The sequence below is a fragment of the Marinomonas phaeophyticola genome (genome assembly GCF_026966905.1).
Taxonomy (GTDB): Bacteria; Pseudomonadota; Gammaproteobacteria; order Pseudomonadales; family Marinomonadaceae; genus Marinomonas; species Marinomonas phaeophyticola.
The window spans coordinates 119,052-137,084 of the sequence record NZ_JAPUBN010000015.1 but is presented as its reverse complement, the minus strand read 5'-3'; the positions used below and the strand labels follow the sequence as shown (position 1 = coordinate 137,084).

18 protein-coding genes are annotated in these 18,033 nt (G+C 40.4%); 3 read left to right on the top strand and 15 right to left on the bottom strand.

Going from position 1 to position 18,033, the window contains the following annotated elements:
- Positions 1-40: 40 nt before the first annotated feature.
- Complete coding sequence (locus O1D97_RS09730; protein ID WP_269125115.1) at positions 41-1,036, bottom strand: TRAP transporter substrate-binding protein; 996 nt, start codon at positions 1,034-1,036, stop codon at positions 41-43.
- 346 nt (positions 1,037-1,382) lie between these two features.
- Here O1D97_RS09730 and O1D97_RS09725 point away from each other — a divergent pair, with 346 nt between their 5' ends.
- Both O1D97_RS09725 and O1D97_RS09720 read left to right on the top strand, forming a co-directional pair.
- Complete coding sequence (locus O1D97_RS09725) at positions 1,383-2,675, top strand: NAD(P)/FAD-dependent oxidoreductase (RefSeq protein ID WP_269125113.1); 1,293 nt, start codon at positions 1,383-1,385, stop codon at positions 2,673-2,675.
- Positions 2,676-2,793: 118 nt separating this feature from the next.
- Complete coding sequence (locus O1D97_RS09720) at positions 2,794-3,048, top strand: cupin domain-containing protein (protein ID WP_269125111.1); 255 nt, start codon at positions 2,794-2,796, stop codon at positions 3,046-3,048.
- A gap of 795 nt (positions 3,049-3,843) precedes the next feature.
- Here the strand turns inward: O1D97_RS09720 and O1D97_RS09715 are convergent.
- The 8 genes from O1D97_RS09715 to prlC form a co-directional block, all read right to left on the bottom strand.
- Positions 3,844-4,452, bottom strand: a complete 609-nt coding sequence (locus O1D97_RS09715) for a dihydroxyacetone kinase subunit L (protein WP_269125109.1) — start codon at positions 4,450-4,452, stop codon at positions 3,844-3,846.
- Position 4,453: 1 nt separating this feature from the next.
- Complete coding sequence (locus tag O1D97_RS09710) at positions 4,454-5,305, bottom strand: dihydroxyacetone kinase subunit DhaK (RefSeq protein WP_269125107.1); 852 nt, start codon at positions 5,303-5,305, stop codon at positions 4,454-4,456.
- Positions 5,238-5,447: a hypothetical protein gene (locus O1D97_RS09705; RefSeq protein WP_269125105.1), complete on the bottom strand. Its 210-nt coding sequence runs from the start codon at positions 5,445-5,447 to the stop codon at positions 5,238-5,240. The genes O1D97_RS09710 and O1D97_RS09705 overlap by 68 nt, the downstream gene beginning before the upstream one ends.
- Positions 5,448-5,959: 512 nt before the next feature.
- Complete coding sequence (locus tag O1D97_RS09700; RefSeq protein ID WP_269125103.1) at positions 5,960-6,817, bottom strand: helix-turn-helix domain-containing protein; 858 nt, start codon at positions 6,815-6,817, stop codon at positions 5,960-5,962.
- 146 nt (positions 6,818-6,963) lie between these two features.
- Positions 6,964-8,430, bottom strand: coding sequence for a MocR-like pyridoxine biosynthesis transcription factor PdxR (pdxR, locus tag O1D97_RS09695; RefSeq protein ID WP_269125102.1), 1,467 nt, complete (start codon positions 8,428-8,430; stop codon positions 6,964-6,966).
- A gap of 197 nt (positions 8,431-8,627) precedes the next feature.
- Positions 8,628-10,019, bottom strand: coding sequence for an aminotransferase family protein (locus tag O1D97_RS09690; protein WP_269125100.1), 1,392 nt, complete (start codon positions 10,017-10,019; stop codon positions 8,628-8,630).
- A gap of 353 nt (positions 10,020-10,372) precedes the next feature.
- The gene (locus O1D97_RS09685) at positions 10,373-10,630 is read right to left on the bottom strand and encodes a YheV family putative zinc ribbon protein (protein ID WP_269125098.1); all 258 of its coding nucleotides are present in this window, start codon (positions 10,628-10,630) and stop codon (positions 10,373-10,375) included.
- 124 nt (positions 10,631-10,754) lie between these two features.
- Positions 10,755-12,788 carry an oligopeptidase A gene (prlC, locus tag O1D97_RS09680; protein WP_269125096.1) on the bottom strand — a complete coding sequence of 678 codons (2,034 nt, stop codon included), beginning with the start codon at positions 12,786-12,788 and terminating at the stop codon, positions 10,755-10,757.
- A gap of 109 nt (positions 12,789-12,897) precedes the next feature.
- On the opposite strand from prlC, the gene O1D97_RS09675 reads away from it, so the two are divergent.
- Positions 12,898-13,437, top strand: a complete 540-nt coding sequence (locus O1D97_RS09675) for a gamma carbonic anhydrase family protein (RefSeq protein WP_269125094.1) — start codon at positions 12,898-12,900, stop codon at positions 13,435-13,437.
- 81 nt (positions 13,438-13,518) lie between these two features.
- On the opposite strand, the gene znuB is transcribed toward O1D97_RS09675, so the two are convergent.
- The 6 genes from znuB to O1D97_RS09645 all read right to left on the bottom strand — a co-directional run bounded on the left by znuB (position 13,519) and on the right by O1D97_RS09645 (position 17,969).
- Positions 13,519-14,310 (bottom strand): zinc ABC transporter permease subunit ZnuB, encoded by a 792-nt coding sequence (gene znuB, locus O1D97_RS09670; protein ID WP_269125091.1) that lies wholly within the window; start codon positions 14,308-14,310, stop codon positions 13,519-13,521.
- A 105-nt stretch (positions 14,311-14,415) separates the two neighbouring features.
- On the bottom strand, positions 14,416-15,201 hold the full coding sequence (gene znuC, locus O1D97_RS09665; protein WP_269125090.1) for a zinc ABC transporter ATP-binding protein ZnuC: 786 nt from the start codon (positions 15,199-15,201) through the stop codon (positions 14,416-14,418).
- Positions 15,198-15,683: a Fur family transcriptional regulator gene (locus tag O1D97_RS09660; protein ID WP_269125088.1), complete on the bottom strand. Its 486-nt coding sequence runs from the start codon at positions 15,681-15,683 to the stop codon at positions 15,198-15,200. The genes znuC and O1D97_RS09660 overlap by 4 nt, the downstream gene beginning before the upstream one ends.
- A complete protein-coding gene (locus O1D97_RS09655; RefSeq protein WP_269125086.1) occupies positions 15,683-16,621 on the bottom strand; it encodes a nickel/cobalt transporter in 939 nt (312 codons plus the stop codon). Before O1D97_RS09655 ends, O1D97_RS09660 begins: the two co-directional genes overlap by 1 nt.
- Positions 16,622-16,690: 69 nt before the next feature.
- Entirely contained in the window at positions 16,691-17,299 is a 609-nt protein-coding gene (locus O1D97_RS09650; protein ID WP_269125084.1) for a MarC family protein, read from the bottom strand.
- A 34-nt stretch (positions 17,300-17,333) separates the two neighbouring features.
- Entirely contained in the window at positions 17,334-17,969 is a 636-nt protein-coding gene (locus O1D97_RS09645; RefSeq protein ID WP_269125083.1) for a LysE family translocator, read from the bottom strand.
- Between the last annotated feature and the right edge of the window lie 64 nt (positions 17,970-18,033).

The following is an 18,033-nucleotide window of genomic DNA, read 5'->3' as shown; positions in this document are numbered from 1 at the left end:
AATACTACATAGCCAATGCAGCATTGGAGTGTATATGTGACTAATTAACTTCTGGTCGGTTCAACAATCGTAAAATAGAGTTGATTTTGTCTACCCCACCAACACTCTCATAGTACTTCGGCCATACAGCGGTTGTAGCTCGTTCGATCCACTCGCTTTCATCAACTTCGTCGAATTCCATTCCTCTTTTAATTAACTCAGCCTTTGCCAAAGCTTCCTCTCTTTTCAGGAATTCTAGACTATGTGCTGTAGCCATTTTCCCTGATTCAATAATGGCGTTTTGAACTTCTGGTGTCTGTTCTTGAAAAACAGATTCCGACATAATCATTGGCTCAACCAAGAAGTTATAATGGATGTCTGACAAATAACTTTGAACTTCATCAAACTTAGAGGTTTTAATATCAATAAGGGATAAATCTTGTCCATCAACAACTTTTTGCTGCAGCGCAGTGAAAAGTGAAGCCCATGCCATTGGCGTTGGGTTGATTCCCCAAGAACGATAAGTATCGATCATTATTTCATTTTTAGGAACACGAATAACTAAACCTTGTAAATCATCAAGTGTTTTAACTGGGCGTTTAGAGTTGCTCAGTACACGGAAGCCTGAATAGCCCCATGCAACAATACGAACCCCAGCGTCACGAATGGTATTGTTAATTAATTGCTCACCCACCTCACCTTGAGTTATCTTTGCTGCTTCATCTAACGTTTGAATCATATATGGCAAAGTTAAAACGCCGACTGTTGGCGAAAATGGCGTAATATTATTAATTGCGACAACCGAGAAATCTAATGCACCAATTGCAGCATCATTAACTGTATTTTGCTCAGAACCAAGCTGGCTATTTAAAAACAACTTTGCAGTATCATCCGTTCTTGCTTCTAATTCCTGTACAAATTTAGTAGACAAAGCATATTGCCCACTCCCTTCATTGCCACCTAATGCAATTTTGAATTGGGCCGCCGTCACATTCATAGACATCGCACAGGCAACTAAACAACCAAAAGTTAATGATTTGATTTTAATTTTTTTCATTTTTTGTTCCTCTTTAATTTATTTATATTAAAAAAATAAAAATAAAATTAACTAATAAAAACGCTCTATTTTTCATAAAAAATAAAATATTTTCATGAAGATTTCTTAATAATAAAACTGGAAAATCAGGCCTAACCAAAAATTCACTAACAAAGTTATATTTTATTACAAGAAGTTTATCAATATAAAATATCAACTTATTTTATATTTGTTTTTTTTGTAATCATCTTTAAACAGAGTAGTTTAAAAAATTAAGCTACCGCGTTTAAAATGGTATAAAGTCATCAAATTGTTTCTCTGCTCCAATATCTATTAATCTGTGGATATCTACTTAAAGGAGTAATAAATGAATCATCAAAAACTGCATCCATCCTTATGGTCTGATACAGCCACTCCAAGAATACCCGTTAATCAGCTAAATAGTCATATTAGTGCAGATGTGGTGATTATCGGAGCAGGAATTACTGGCTCTAGAGCAGCCTTAGAACTTGCAAAACAAGGGCTAAATGTAGTTGTGCTTGAGTCGCAAGAACCCGGCTGGGGAGCATCTGGCAGAACGGGAGGTCAAGTTAACCCATTAGCACATGACACGCCTGAAAAAATATGCAGCTATTTAGGTGAAAAAGCAGGGATGGGGGTGGTTAATGCATACGTTAATTCAGCAGACGAAGTATTTTCGTTAGTTAAAAAATATGACATTAACTGTGATGCAGAACAAAACGGCTGGCTCAGAACTGCTCATTGTAATCGCTCTGTTAAGAAATTGGAATTAATGGCCACAGCCTGGAGGAAAGTAGGCCTAGATATTAGCTATGTTCAAGGCAATGAGCTCCACCGCTTAATGGGAACGAAAACATATAATACAGCAACCTTAACACCAAAAGGCGGCTCAGTTCAGCCACTTTCTTATACTAGAGGGTTGTGTTCCGCTGCAATATCTTTAGGTGCAAGAGTCTTTGGACACTCCTCAGTTGACCGTATTGAACGAAGAGATAGTCGCTGGAAAGTAACTACGAAATCAGGAAGTGTAGATACTAAATGGGTCGTTTTTTGCACGAATGGTTATACAGATAGTGTTCTAAAAGGATTAAACAAAACAATCGTTCCTTTGGTGAGTTTGCAATCAGCAACTGCTCCATTACCAGAAGAAATTTATAATGAAATATTACCTTCAGGATATACTTATGCAGATACTCGCCGAGTAATATTTTATGGGCGTAAAGTGAAAGATAAACGTATCGTATTTGGCACATTAGGCGTTTCTTCTGACTGCAAAAAAACCAGCGACGTAAAGCGTTTATATAATGGGCTTGCAGAAACCTTCCCTCAACTAAAAGGCATTGAACTTACTCATAAATGGGGCGGCCAAATCGCCCACACGCCAGATGTTCTTCCTCATTTGCATGAACCACAGCCAGGCATTCTAGCGGGACTTGGCTATAACGGTAGAGGGGTTGCAATGGGGACCGTAATGGGTCGAATTATGGCAGAAAGAATTTTAGGAAAGTCTGCTGAAGACTTAGAAATACCTGTCACCAATTATAGCAATGCTTTCTTACGCCATTTTAGTGATACTGCAGTCAAATTAGCCGTTCCAACATTCGAAATTATGGATGCCTTAGAACGACGTTTTACTTAAAATTTTAAAATAAGAAAGTTTATATTCTAAAAAATAATTATTTTCTACTAAATAGTTATATTCCTGGATTATAAACCTCAAAAAACCAACCATGCTCTATAACATTTAAGAGAGAATTATGATAAAAATTGAATCTGTTAGTACCTTAGAAAAAATTAAAGAATGGGAAATTTGGGAAAAAGAACCAGTCACTTACTCGCACTTCTATGATAAAAACGAAAGCTTTTATTTCCTTCAAGGCCTAGCTGAAATAACGGTAAAAGACGGACAAACGTATACCATTAAAAAAGGCGATTTCGTGACAATTGATGCTGGAACAGATACTACCTGGGTAATAAAAGAGACTGTCAGAAAACATTTTTTATTTTTTTAAAGTGTTTTTTATACTTCAACTTAAAAACCTATTAAATCAGACGTTTTTATTAGAAGCGTCTGATTCAACATCTCTTAATAACTATAAAAAATCTACGTAAGATGCTAATAAGCTTTTCTCATGAAACTATTAATTTTTAAATTTCGAACTTAACCCTATCACATCAACCTACTTTTTCCGACAGCGAATTCAATAACAAGCACCATAAAACACACAAAGAAATTTTCCTTTCTCAGATGGATTAACTGATGGAGAGCCCCCATCCAACCCCATCTATTTATGACTAACTTCTGCCGATAGTCTTGCCGTGATCGAAGTGATGGCATTAGCTCCATGTGAGACCGCATTGTTTGTGTTCTGCAGCAGGTAACGGATCAGATTAAAATACTGTGCTAGGATAATAGCGGGGTTGCTCTGTGGCAGAAGCGATTGGAAAAAAGAACGCTTTAAATGACCACGTAAACAAGATGGGCAACCATCTCAATTAGCCATGAACATGAGCTTTCCTACCCAAACGTTGGGATTTACTTAGAAGAAGCAACGAGTGTTGATGACACCACGACCTTCCCCCAGAGGCTAATAAACCTATAGCTTTGAAGTTCTAAGACTAACATCGTTTCACTCTGAAACTATTAAAGTAAATTCAGTGAAGTTGATCAGAAATAAAAGCCAATAAAGTTTTATATAAAACCAACATATATGACTACAAAACAACGCATCATTATCACTTAATTTAACTTCAAAAAATCGAAGATCTATATATTAAGCAGGGTAGCACCCTGCTTAATCTCCTCACTATTTAGCAGGTATAGCATCAATTAAACGGCACATAGCTACCATGCCAGGGTCTTCTAGGCCGATTGATTTATCTGCATAAACACGGGCACGACCAATTTTATTTGGCTTATCAATAAATTCCGCTAGCGCTTCTTTTGCCGCAATTGAAGCGGCTTTTTGCATTGATTCAGGATCACTCATTCCGGTGGTTGCTTTAATCACAGCCTCCAATGAATCAAGTACAGTTTTATCACCAAGGCTTGCTCCACCGCGAGAGATCATTGCATCTTGAGCCAGTTGTAGCAGTTTTGGTATCTCAGACCACTCAACAGCATCACGCCCTTTTACCGACTTTCCCGCTGCCATTAAGGCTGTTGCCATAAGAGTCCCAAAACTAGAACCAGACACTGCAGTCATCGCCTTTGCCGCTGCAAACAACGCCTGACCGACATCTTCTGGCATATCATCTGTTATGCGTCCCATATTGGCGAAGCCATTAATCATAGTAACACCTAGATCGCCGTCACCAAGACGCCCATCAAGCTCATTTAGCTCTGCACCAATAGGGTCAATCACTTGCTTAATTTCAGTGATAGTGTGTTGGATAGATTTTGTTGTAAATGACATTCTAGTTCTCCCAGAAAGGGCAGACAGCGTCTGCAGTCAAAAGTGTTTTCAGCTCATCATCAAGCTGCATTAATGTAATCGAAGCACCAGCCATTTCCATTGAGGTGGCATAATTACCAACACGAATATGCTCAAGTTTCACTCCGATTTTTTCTAGCTCAGACTTAGCACGACGTAAAATTAGGTACAGCTCTTCAATTGGGGTTCCCCCTAAGCCATTAACGAGGATGGCCATGCGGTCACCTGCTTGAGCTGGCCTGTCCTCCAACAAGTGCGAGAGCATTTCATCAACAACGTCATCAACGCTGGTGATTTTACTGCGTCCAACACCAGGCTCACCATGAATCCCCATGCCAATTTCAATTTCGTCATTTGCTATTTCAAACGTTGGCTTTCCAGCTTGGGGAACTGTGCATGAAGACAGAGCAACACCAATAGACCTGCAATTATCCGAAGCTTTTTGAGCGACATCGGCAACATCAGATAAAGAGTAACCTTTCGCTGCTGCAGCACCAGCTACTTTAGATACGTAAACGAAACCAGCAACACCACGACGTTTTTTCGCCTCTTCTTTGCTGGCACTCGCCACATCATCAGCGACGATAACTTTAATCGCCTCAATATCATCCATTTCGGCCATTTCGCAAGCCATATCAAAATTCATGCGATCGCCGCCATAGTTCGCCACAATACACAGAACACCTTGCCCACTATCAGCAAACTTTATGGACTCTAACATAGGGTTCATATCAGGTGATGCGAACACATCACCTACGGCACAAGCATCAAGGAAGCCATCTCCAATGTAACCCGCAAATACTGGGATATGCCCAAACCCCCCCAGATACAACACCGACTTTATTCTGAAGTGGCGTAGCTCTATGCAACATACGCCCCGTAGCACCACCGATAGCATATACATTCGGATACGCTAGGGTCATACCTTCAAGCACTTCATCGACATATCTGTCTGGGTTATTTATCAATTTTTTCACTATGTAATGTCCTCTTTTTATTCTATTCAGAAAATAAATATCATATCGCATCACAAAAAAGACTAAATCGTGAATTGAAATTTATAATCACGTGAATTAAAAAATTTCATAGAAACTGCATTAAAGTTTCATTTAAGACTTAGAGCAGTCCTCGATGGATAATTTAGAATTCATTATTCCAATAATTTAATTCGGCAACATAGATACATTAAAACAATAGAGCATGCCCTTAATCAATATAGCGACCTTACGCCATTTTATTCTATCTAGCTTAAGGTTTATTAAAGCGAATTTAGGTCTAAATGAAGAGGCGGAAAGTAAACGAATTGAAATTAAAAATTAGAGAAAGGTTTTCGATTTTTTTGAATTTTTCCATATCGAAATAAACATTCCATTTATTCCAAATCTATTTATGGCAATAACAAAATTGAACACAAGTGTAACTTATAAGCCTAAGCAGCTTATAAATTCAAATCGTTTCAATTTAATAGATGAAGGGACGTAACAAAATATCATTCTACTTGATATTGATTCGTTAGGAGTGTACCTGTAGGGGATAAATTGGGGGTAAAAATAGCATTTTTAACATCATTTGAAATGATTGGGCTATCTGTAGCAATTAAACTACACTCTCTCAAACAAGCTCTAATATTAATTTTTTCTCCCATATATTCATACAATACACGAGATGAAGCCGGCTGATGTGAAATATCAGAAGTTGAGTAACACGTGATTCCAGATATATTTTTGTTGGCATGCTGATAGCTTGGCATCATGATAGTTTCTGATATAGTCGACTTCAGTTTCGATTCAATTTCTATCATATATATTCGCTCTGCAATCATAAATACGATTCCATTATATCGAGCATAAGACGATTTTTTAAAAGAAGTATTTTTATTCTGAAGATTTTCAATATGCCAATAATAATAAAAACCATCTTTTTCATATATATTAATTAACGACTTCACGATATTTCCAGGAAAACTCCCAGAGAGCATATATCTATAATAGTAACCACAATAGCGTTTCAAGCTTTCTTTTGAACTATTTTTCAAAGAAATGATGTGTGATTTCAATTCCTCTGGAAGGTCATCTGTCTTAATGGGCTCTAACGCCTTATTACTTGGCTTTATAATTTTCTTAAATTCGTCCAAGGGTTTAATAATTTCTTCTTGGTCAACGCCAAAAAAATCACAGATGATTTTTAAGTTACTGTACGAAGGAAACGTATTTCCGTTTAGGTAACGATTAAATTGCTGCCTATTGATATTTGTCTTACGACACACATCTGAAATGGATTTATAGTAACTGCAAAGGAGTTTTAAATTCTTTGAAAAATTATTTGATTCATTATTATTTAATTCCACTTCACACCCTCATCAGCGCCAAAATGGCCTAATCATTTGATTTTTATCAATAAATTATAGATCCTAGCCAGTAACAATGCAAACCTACTGATTGCATCATCAACTTTGGCTCTATTTAGGCTCCATGCCTTGCGATAACCACTCGCTTATCGACAAATTCCATTTATCAGCTCTGCAAGCTTTTTTATACCAGGCTCAATACGATCAGTTGAGATAGAAGAAAAACCTAACCGAAAATAGTTTTTAGGGCTATTTTCCTGAGAAAAATGCACATTGCCAGACTCGATTAAAATCCCCTCTTGCTGAGCCAATTGTTGTAAATACTGAGCATCAAGATCCTTAGGACCCTTTATCCAGTAACATGAACCACCAAATGTAGGAACCTTGTAACTGCCAGGCAAATATTTATTTAGCGCTCGGCTCATCGACTTCCATCGTACGCGATAATTACGAGAAATATTCATCATTAAAGCATCGTAATAACCACGCTCTAAAAAAAATGCCGTTGCTCGTTGATTGTTCGTAGCTGGATGGCGAATCATTAAGCGTCTTAGCGCTCTTGCCTCTTGGATCAATCTCTCTGAAGCGACAACATAACCTAACCGCAAACCTGGCGCTAAGGTTTTAGATAAACTACCTATATAAATAACTCTATCGCTAGTATCCAAACTCTTCAATGCAGGACTTGGCTTATTGTTAAAATTCGTTTCGCTTTCATAATCATCTTCTATGATCAAAAAGTCATCGCTATTGGCTCGATTTAATAATTCGTAGCGTCGTTCTATAGGCATAGTCACAGCGGTGGGGCATTGATGACTTGGTGTGGTATAAATTAGGTCACAATCTTTCAATTGATCATTAACCATTAGTCCACCTTCATCAATGCTAAGCGCCTTAATACGACACTTATGCAAGCTAGCAATGTTCCTCACATCAACATAGCCTGGCTCTTCTAGACCAAGAACGGAGTCCTGATCTAGCAATAATTGCACCAACATAAACAAAGACTGTTGAGAACCGACAGTAATGAGTATTTGCTTTGATGAAGCCCACACTCCCCGCCTTGGCAATAATCTAGTCCGCACCTGTTCAATCAACCGTGGATCGTCACTGTCTAAATTATCAGATGCCCAATCGGTTAACGCAGTATCACTCGCAGCATCTCGACAACATTCTCGCCAATTTACACTTGGGAAAATTTTGTCATCGTATTGTCCATACACAAAAGGATACTGATAAGAATGCCAATCCGCTACTTTTACAATATTTACCTGACTTGTAGGGTGCACTTTGAAACGCCGCTCCCAATCTGGACGACGGTACTCGTCACTTTCTGAGGAGAGTAGCTTACCAACTTGGCCCTCTAAAATATCTGGGTTAACAAAATAGCCGCGCCTTTCTCTCGCAACAATATAGCCATCATCCAATAAATGTTCATAGGCAAGAACAACCGTATTTCGGCTAATATTTAACTGTTCAGCAAGCTTTCGACTAGAAGGTAAAGGAACATCTAAGGGAATATTGCCCTTCATAATGCCATTAGCTATTTGCTCTCGTAACTGCTTTTGTAAACTAATATCTTTACTTTGTGAAAGGTGGAAGAGTGGCATCATAGAGAAGCACCTTTAATATGATGTATAGATAGAGATACGACTGAGAAGGATAATTTGCCAGGCATTCAAAGGTCAAGCAGACATGCAAACTACCGATAATTATCCGATATATAATATGAAAAGCTCAGCCTATTATGCTGAGCTTTTGAATACCAACCCCCTTTAGTAACGATAACTTCTAAGTAGCAAAAAGCGCCCTACATTTTACTAGCCACTTCTCCAACCGCGTCATCCAGTGCTTCAACTAACTGATCCATGTCCTCGTTTCTCGCAATAAGTGCAGGAGCTAAACAAATAGTGTTGTTAAACTCTCTAAATGATCGGTTTGTCCTACCAATAATTACCCCATTAGCCATACAATGACCAGCAACAGCTGTAATCACGCTCTCATCTACAGGTTCTTTTGTAGTACGGTCTTTTACTAGTTCAATCCCTACCAGTAGACCTTTACCGCGAACATCGCCAATTATTGCGTGTTTCTCCATCAATCCGCGTAGTCGTTTAAGTAGATACGCTCCTTGTTCTGTGGCATTTTCAAGGAGATTTTCATTTTCAAGAATCTCCATATTAACCAGCGCAGCAGCTGGGCCAGCAGTACAGCCACCGAAGGTTGATACGTCTCGGAAGTATCCCATTCTAGGATCTTCATCTTCTTTAAACATTTCAAATACTTCTTCCGTAGTCACTGTACATGAAATTGCAGCATAACCAGAGGCGACACCTTTTGCCATTGTTACAATATCAGGTTGAATACCATAGTGCTGGTAGCCAAACCAAGAACCTGTACGTCCTAAGCCACATACAACTTCATCTATGTGAAGTAGGACATCGTACTTTTTACAAATCTCTTGTACACGAGCCCAATAACCTTCTGGAGCCTCAATAACGCCCCCTCCAGCTGTAATCGGCTCTAAGCACAACGCTCCCACGGTATCGGCACCTTCAGCCAGAATCACTTTTTCAATCTGATTTGCAGCCCACACACCATAATTTTCTTTGTCAGCTTCTTCTTGAGCACGATACTCACAGCAATGGGGTACTTCAACGAAGTCTGGTACAAAAGGACCGTAGTGATTACGTCGCTCAAATTGACCTGTCGCACTTAAGGTTGCAATTGTTGTTCCATGATAATCACGATCTCTGTATAGTATTTTGGTCTTTTTACCGCCATATTTTTTATGTGCAATTTGACGTACGATTTTAAACGCCTTTTCATTAGCTTCAGAACCGGAATTAGAAAAATAGACTCGGCTCAGGCCAGGCATTTTATCAATAAGTTTTTTAGAGAATTGTGCAGCAGGAACGTTACCTGCAGTTTGGGCGAAGTAATTCATTGCAACTAGTTGATCTCGAACAACATCCGCAATTTCAGCGCGCCCGTAACCAACATTAACAGTCCAAACGGCACCAGATACAGCATCTAGGTATTCATTTCCTTTTGAATCCCAAACTCTCATACCTTCACCTTTGACAATCACCATAGGCCCTGTTTTCTCAAACGGCTTATGATGAGACAAGTGATGCCATACATGATCACGATCATTGTTTACTACATCTGTAGAGTCAAAATTATTTACTTCGTATGCCATATTAGCTGCTCCAATTCTCACCAAATTTAATAACTTAGACTTGTTTGTTTGATTTACATTGCCGAAATAAAACCACTCTCAAGCTCACCTTTTACAACGGATGAAACAACGTTACGCTTCTCTAGTAAGAACCGTTAGAACCAGAAGAGATGCAACGATAAGACCAGTTAATAAGTACGTATCTACGAATCAAAAAATTAACTTTATGACCTGATCTAACTTACTAAAAACATCGAGTGGAGTGAGGCAGGGTTCTTTTAACCTGACGGGGTTGCCAGCAGCGCTGAAAAAAAACGCCCGTTCTTTATTAATAGAACGGGCGTTTTTTCACAATAGAGTTTATTTTAGAATCATTAGTGCTTTGTCATACCAGGATTAGGAATAAACTGAATCACAGTTTCTTCTGCTTCTGGCGCTTCAACGTGTGGTTTATTCACTCGCGTTTGAATCTCAACTGGCTGTTCCTGAATCACGGTAGATTGCTCATCCGTATAACCGCAGGCAATGCATTCACGAAATTGCTTTTCTTCGTCATCATCCCGCCAAGCTCGAATTTTATCCATCTCACTGCAGCGTGGACAAACAGCACCCGCTATAAAACGCTTTATCATGGAATCGCCTCTTACTTTCAATTTTTGCTGTCTATTATTAAGCTTTACTCATCAGATTTTGCTTCACGCTAGAGGCATTCACTAGAGAAGACATTCAGAACATATTCCCTAGTGTCAATCACTTTTAAGCGGCAATACCACTATGACGTAATAGCGCATCCGTTGAAGGCTCTCTGCCTCGGAAGGCCGCAAAAAGCTCAGCCGCAGGACGAGAGCCACCATTAGCTAATACTGTATCACGAAATAAGGTACCCGTTTCTTTATTAAAAATGCCGTCTTCCTCAAATCGCGAAAACGCATCGGCCGACAATACTTCAGCCCATTTATAGCTGTAATACCCAGCCGCATACCCACCAGCAAAAATATGAGAAAAGCTGTTTTGAAAACGATTAAACGCAGGAGGAGTAAAGACAGATACGTCACGTCTTACGTCATCAATTAATCCTTGCACTGAAATGCCCGTTGTAAATTCTTTGTGTAAACGGAAATCAAACAATGAAAATTCCAACTGCCTCATAAGTTGCATACCTGACTGGAAGTTCTTCGCCGCCAGCATTTTATCCAGCATATCTTGGGGTAATAACGCACCTGTCTCATGGTGGCCCGCGATATAAACCAACGCTTCTGGCTCATAACACCAGTTTTCCATAAACTGACTAGGAAGCTCTACTGCATCCCAAGCAACGCCATTAATACCCGATACCGCAGCCACTTCCACTTGCGTCATCATGTGATGTAAACCATGGCCAAATTCATGGAATAACGTCGTTACTTCATCATGGGTTAATAGCGCAGGTTGATCTCCAATTGGTGGTGTGAAATTACACACAAGATAAGCAACTGGTAGCTGTAAACGCCCATCACTCAAACGACGACGAACACGACACTCATCCATCCACGCTCCACCTCGTTTCGCTTCTCTAGAGTAAGGGTCTAAATAGAAACGCGAAATGTCTTCCCCATCTTTACTAATGGTAAACAACTGCAAATCGGTATGATAAGAATCAAACTCCGTTTCTTCACGAATTTCGATACCAAATAAGGTTTGTGCTACATGGAACAGCCCTGATAGCACTTTATTAATGGGAAAATATGGACGCAGAGCTTCTTGAGAAATAGAAAACTTATGCTCCCGCAGTTTTTCTGCATAGTAGCCAAGGTCCCATGCATTCAGCTCTTCGACACCGAATTCCTGTGCTGCGAAGGCTTTGATCTGTTGTAGATCCTGCGCGGCCGCCGGTTTTCCTTTTACAGCGAGATCTTTAAGAAACTCGATCACTTGATCGCCATTTTCAGCCATTTTTGTCGCTACGGATAATTCCGCATAGTTATCAAAACCTAGCAACCCCGCCATTTCATGACGTAATGCCAAGATTTCATCAATCAAAGGCGCGTTATCATATTGTGCACCTACGGGTGATCCCTCGGAAGCACGAGTCGCAAATGCGGTATACAACTCTTCTCGTAATGCTTGATTGTCCGCATAATTTAACACGGGCATATAAGAAGGAAAGTCTAGGGTAAACAGCCAACCGTCTTGGTCTTTCGCTTGCGCCATTTGTTTTGCTTGGGCCAATGCAGACTCAGGCAAACCCGAAAGCTCCGCTTCATCTGTAACAAGTTTGCTCCACGCTTGAGTCGAATCTAAAACGTGTTCTCCAAAAGCACTGCCTAATTCAGACAAACGTTGGCTAATTTCACCATAACGTTGTTTCGCCTCACCTTCTAAGCCCACTCCGGACAATTCAAAGCCACGCACTTCTTGGACTAGTGCTTCTGTTTGAGCCACACTGTAATTTGCTTTTCCAGCCCCTTCTAATAAGGTTTTATAACCTTGGTATAATCCATGATTTTGACCGATTTCAGTATAATACTGAGTCAGTTTCGGTAAGCAGGCATTGTAAGCATCACGCAGTTCAGGACTGTTTTTTACTGAATTCAAGTGACTGATAGGAGACCAAAAAACACTTAACTCATCATTAATTTGATCTAATGGAAGCACAAAGTTTTCCCATGTTAGCGGTCCTTCTTGAGCAACACACTCTGCCATTTTGGCGCGATTTTTATCAAGTATCTTTGTTAAATTCGCTTCGATGGTATCTATCTTGATAGATGAAAATTTTGGAAGGGAGGTCGCATCCCATACTGACGTTGACATAACATGGTATCCTTCAAGAAATAAAATAGAGCATTGCCTGTATATTCTATTAATGGGTAAGGTTGGCGCTCTTTTCAACACCTACAATAAGTATTTATGGAGACCTATTATGACAATTAAATCGTTTCGTGGTCACACCCCCGTTTTAGGAGAACGCGTTTGGGTAGATGATTCAGCGGTTCTTATCGGTGATATTGAAATTGGTGAAGACAGCTCTGTTTGGCCGTTAGTATCTATTCGAGGTGATATGCATAGTATCAGAATCGGTAAACGCACCAGTATCCAAGACAACACTTGCTTGCACATTACCCATGCCAGCGACTATAAACCTGAAGGCCATCCGCTGATTATTGGAGATGACGTAACGGTTGGACACATGGCTATGTTGCATGGTTGCACTGTGCATAATCAAGTATTGATCGGTATGGGGACCACCATTCTTGACGGTGCTGTGGTAGAAAGCAAAGTCATCATTGGTGCCGGTTCATTAGTACCTCAAGGAAAAATACTTGAATCAGGCTTTTTATACATGGGATCACCAGCGAAAGCCGTGCGACCATTAAAACAATCAGAACTCGATTACTTTCAATACGCTGGCTTAAACTACGTAAAACTGAAAGACGAATACCTTGCAGAGCAGCAACAATAATCCAATCTTTACTATGACACTATCGTTTCTCGAATCCAGCTAACAAGCAACGCTGTATTCGAGAAGCCCTTATGCTCAATCCTAAACCCGATTCATCTTCGGTAAGCTGTAAATAAATAAGAATAAAAAAGCCGCACACACGACCACACTCGGTCCTGCTGGTGTATCCCACCGATAAGAAGCCCATAAACCACCACATACAGATAAACAACCAATGACGCTGGCCATAGTTGCCATTTGAACGGGTGAATTAGATACTTTTCTCGCCGTCGCCGCAGGAATAATCATCAATGACGTAATCAATAGAACCCCCACTATTTTCATCGCAACGGCAATAACCAAAGCCACTAATAGCATCAACAACAGTCGAATTGCCTCCACAGGATAACCTTCTACCTTGGCCAACTCTTCATTCACTGTCATGGCCAATAGGGGTTTCCAGAAGAGCATTAACAGCAAGATGACAAGCGCCCCACCAGCATAAATCCAATACAAGTCAGACATACTAATGGCGAGTAAATCACCAAATAAATACGCCATCAAATCAATACGAATGTTGTCTAAGAAACTCACCGCCACTAGACCAAGAGATAAGGATGAGTGGGCTAGAATGCCAAGAAGCGTGTCAGTGGCAATAAAATGCTTCTTTTGCAATGTTACTAGCACTAAAGCTAAGCCAACACATAACACCACTACAGCAAGATTCAGGTTAATATCAAACAAGAACCCCAACGCCACACCTAATAACGCCGAATGCGCTAACGTATCACCAAAATAGGCCATCCTGCGCCAGACAACAAATGCCCCTAAAGGACCAGCAACAGCAGCGACACCAACACCACCTAACAACGCTCTAAACAATAAATCTAACATCATATATACCTTGGAATAGCCTTTTCAAGACAGGTCTGCAAAGCGCTTGCTTATTCCCATCAAATACCAATTTTGCAATTATCTTGTTATTACTGAACGCGTATATTATGAATGCTGACAGCTGGTACCATGCTTATGGGGCACAATGTCATCCGCAGCTAATACTTCTCCGTTTTCATCGTGAACATGATCATGGTGATGGGAGTAAATCGCTATCGACTCCGCGGCCCCAGGAATGCCAAATAAAGCTTGATACGCCGGATGTCCTGTAACGTGTTGAGGGGTTCCAGAACAACATACATGCTGATTAATACAAACCACAGTATCCGTTTTCGCCATAACCAAGTGCAAATCATGAGAGACCATTAATACGCCACATTGAAGCTCATCTCGAATAGACGAAATGAGATTATAAAGTTCCACTTGGCCATTTACATCGACCCCTTGAACTGGCTCATCAAGCACTAATAAATTTGGGCGATTCAATAAGGCTCTTGCTAGTAACACTCGCTGAGTTTCTCCACCTGATAAAAAATGTACCTGCTTTTTGGCTAATTTTTCGATCCCGACTTTTGCCAACACCTCGGGTATCTGATGCTTATCCACTTTTCTTACCAAAGATAAAAAGTCCGTAACACTTAACGGTAAAGTGGGATCAATATGCAACTTCTGAGGCATGTAACCAATGCGCGTTTTTCCATGATAAACAACCTCACCGGAGGTTGGTATTTGTAGCCCCAACAAGATTCTTATAAGGGTACTTTTCCCGCTGCCGTTTGGACCAATTAATGTGACTATTTCACCTTCATGTATTTTTATTTGAATATGACTGAGCAAAGCACGTCCATCAAATTCAATGCCGATGTCGTCAAAAGTAATTAAAGGTTTCATGATTCCATCTCTTGCGGTTGTTTTTCGTCTTGGCAATTTTCGCACAATCCCGTTAATTCAATCGTTTCTGCTCGTAAACTAAACCCTTGAGCGGCGGCTTTTTCAATTAGGGCATTGTGAATGTCTTGGTAATCAAACTCCATGACATTGTGGCATTGGTCACAAATGAGAAAATACCCTTTATGGATTTTATCCGCATGGGCACACCCTAAATAGGCGTTCATTGATTCCACTTTATGAATAAGGCCTGCAGACATTAAAAAGTCCAACGCACGGTAGACGGTAGGCGGAGCAGAATTAAACCCCTCCTCGGCTAATTTCGCTAACAGTTGATACGCCCCTAAAGGTCGATGGCTTTGCCATATTAATTCTAGGGCACGGCGTCTCACTTTCGTTAACTTTTGATTTTGCGACTTACACAGTCGCTCCGCGGTAGCTAAAGCCGATTCAATACAAGAATCATGGTTATGCGGTGTATTCATCACAGCATCCTATCAGAATAATTAAAATACCCCACCAGCATAGAAACGCCGATAAGGATAAGTAGCATCGATGCGATTAAGCCAAAGCCTTTCATTAACCGTTCACGCCAAACCAAAGAAGAACTCTGAGAATATACCGATTGTCGAAATAAGACGCTCATGGCCGCCAGTACACTTACTGTAATTGCTGTGCCTAACGACATAGCGAAGGTAGCAAGTATGCCCCAATGTAAAATGCCAGCACTTAATGAGAAAAGCAGTACTAGAATAGCCCCTGAACAAGGACGAATACCAATAGCGCCAATCATAGACCACCAAGCATATCGCTGAACGTTATCTCTTTTTTGGAACGCATCGTGTGGCTGGCTTCCATGAAGATGACATGGCTCAACATAGGTGTGCGGTTCGTGATCGTGATCGTGATCGTGATCGTGATGATGGTCACAGCAAGCAGGTTTATTTCGCAATATCCGTATTAACATCCAGACTCCCATGAGCGTAATCATCATGAAACTGGCCATTTCAAAAAGACGGCTCACTCGAGTCGCTTGCCCTGCTAAATCAAACACGTAACCAAGTAATAACACACATAAGACGGCCATGAGCCCCTGAGCAAATGCGCTCACTAACGACAAACCAACTCCTTGTCGAATACTCGCATGACTCGCCAGCATATAAGAAGAAATAACGGCTTTACCGTGACCCGGTCCAACGGCATGAAAGACGCCATAAAGAAAACTGACCCCTACGCAGCTCATCAACAGTCCCACATTGCTTCCCTCACTTAATGAGCGCATGGATATGACTAGATTTCGATGGAACTGGAGCTGTTGTGACATCAACCAATGGGTTATGGATTGATACCCGGTGACATCACGGAAGACAAACCACACAATTAGCAGTAAGCACAACAGTATGGTTGATAGAAGAAATTTCATCTAACATTCTCATCATCGTTTATGAATGATAAGAATGTTATATTATAACGTTTGAATACTCAATATGTCTTACATGAGAGGTGATAAGAAACCCATAAAACCACCCATAAAAATTTGCGCCGCCATAGCCGCAAGAATCAAACCGGTGATTTTACTCAATATGTTCAAACCCGTACGACCTAGTAGCTTTTCAATGTAAGACGCCATATACAAAAGAATACCGAGACTTAATAATGCGAGCAGTAGACCTAATACACCAAAAAATAAAGTCCAGCCAGTTAGCTCGGCACCATAAACCAAGATAGTACCAATGGTCGCCGGACCGATAATCGTTGGTACCGCCAAAGGCACAACAGAAACATCATCTCGTTCTTCACTTGGCATTCCAACAGCATGGTTACGAGTACCATCTTTAACCAGGCTTAAAGCAGACAAGAACAGCAAGATACCAGAACCAATACGGAAAGAATCAAGACTGATTCCTAACACCTCGAATAAACCACCACCAAAAAACAGCAGCACTAACGCAATAATGGCCGCCGCAATAATGGCTTTATTCGCCACTTTTTTACGTGATTCTTTCGATTCACCACGAGTCAATGCCAAAAACATTGACAACACAAAAAAGGGAGCAAATAGGAAGAAGAACTTTATCCAAGTCGCAATTAACATACTCATAGAACGCTTTATCCAAAATGCATTAAGGCAGGGATTACCTTTGACTTAACGCGAGTTTTACACCAAAACCCACCAGAAGTAGACCGGTTAGGCTGTCCAAGACTTGCGCCACTTTTGGTCGCGCCAGCCAAATTCTTGCTTTATGAACCATAACAGCAAGAAAAGTTTGCCAAATCATTGCGAGCGTAAAATGCAATAAGGCCATAAACAAAGATTGGTTTAATGCGGAATAATTAGGATCAATAAACTGCGGCAAAAACGCCATATAAAAAATAATGGGCTTAGGGTTCAATACATTCGATAAAAGACCTTGTCTAAAAGAGACCATACTACCAACGGCTTTTGATTGACTATTGTCGGTAAACTGCATTCCCATCGGCCGCATTGCACTGCGTAAACTCTGTACACCGAGATAGACTAGATACGCAGCCCCCATCAGTTTAAAGGCAAAAAATAATTCCGCGGACCCAAGTAAGATGACAGATAACCCTAAAGCTGAGACTGTCGCATGACCAAATAATCCCATGCAAATCCCCAAGCTAGTCAAGAATCCATCCTTCCAACCGCATCGTGCCGCATTACGCATGACAAGAATAGTATCAACACCAGGACTCATGGTTAACAAGCTGATTGCGACTAAAAACGGTAGCCATTGAAAATGTTCTAACATAATGTAACCTCACGAGTTATCAAATACTAAGCTTTATAAAATACAAAATGGTCGTACTGGAGTA

What these genes read in the sequence shown, in the direction of transcription:
- O1D97_RS09675 (WP_269125094.1), top strand. Translation starts at nt 12,898, where the DNA reads ATGACAATTAAATCGTTTCGTGGTCACACCCCCGTTTTAGGAGAACGC.
- O1D97_RS09645 (WP_269125083.1), bottom strand. Translation starts at nt 17,969, where the DNA reads ATGTTAGAACATTTTCAATGGCTACCGTTTTTAGTCGCAATCAGCTTG.
- O1D97_RS09650 (WP_269125084.1), bottom strand. Translation starts at nt 17,299, where the DNA reads ATGAGTATGTTAATTGCGACTTGGATAAAGTTCTTCTTCCTATTTGCT.
- znuB (WP_269125091.1), bottom strand. Translation starts at nt 14,310, where the DNA reads ATGTTAGATTTATTGTTTAGAGCGTTGTTAGGTGGTGTTGGTGTCGCT.
- O1D97_RS09730 (WP_269125115.1), bottom strand. Translation starts at nt 1,036, where the DNA reads ATGAAAAAAATTAAAATCAAATCATTAACTTTTGGTTGTTTAGTTGCC.
- O1D97_RS09725 (WP_269125113.1), top strand. Translation starts at nt 1,383, where the DNA reads ATGAATCATCAAAAACTGCATCCATCCTTATGGTCTGATACAGCCACT.
- znuC (WP_269125090.1), bottom strand. Translation starts at nt 15,201, where the DNA reads ATGAAACCTTTAATTACTTTTGACGACATCGGCATTGAATTTGATGGA.
- O1D97_RS09690 (WP_269125100.1), bottom strand. Translation starts at nt 10,019, where the DNA reads ATGGCATACGAAGTAAATAATTTTGACTCTACAGATGTAGTAAACAAT.
- O1D97_RS09655 (WP_269125086.1), bottom strand. Translation starts at nt 16,621, where the DNA reads ATGAAATTTCTTCTATCAACCATACTGTTGTGCTTACTGCTAATTGTG.
- pdxR (WP_269125102.1), bottom strand. Translation starts at nt 8,430, where the DNA reads ATGATGCCACTCTTCCACCTTTCACAAAGTAAAGATATTAGTTTACAA.
- O1D97_RS09715 (WP_269125109.1), bottom strand. Translation starts at nt 4,452, where the DNA reads ATGTCATTTACAACAAAATCTATCCAACACACTATCACTGAAATTAAG.
- O1D97_RS09660 (WP_269125088.1), bottom strand. Translation starts at nt 15,683, where the DNA reads ATGAATACACCGCATAACCATGATTCTTGTATTGAATCGGCTTTAGCT.
- O1D97_RS09685 (WP_269125098.1), bottom strand. Translation starts at nt 10,630, where the DNA reads ATGATAAAGCGTTTTATAGCGGGTGCTGTTTGTCCACGCTGCAGTGAG.
- prlC (WP_269125096.1), bottom strand. Translation starts at nt 12,788, where the DNA reads ATGTCAACGTCAGTATGGGATGCGACCTCCCTTCCAAAATTTTCATCT.
- O1D97_RS09720 (WP_269125111.1), top strand. Translation starts at nt 2,794, where the DNA reads ATGATAAAAATTGAATCTGTTAGTACCTTAGAAAAAATTAAAGAATGG.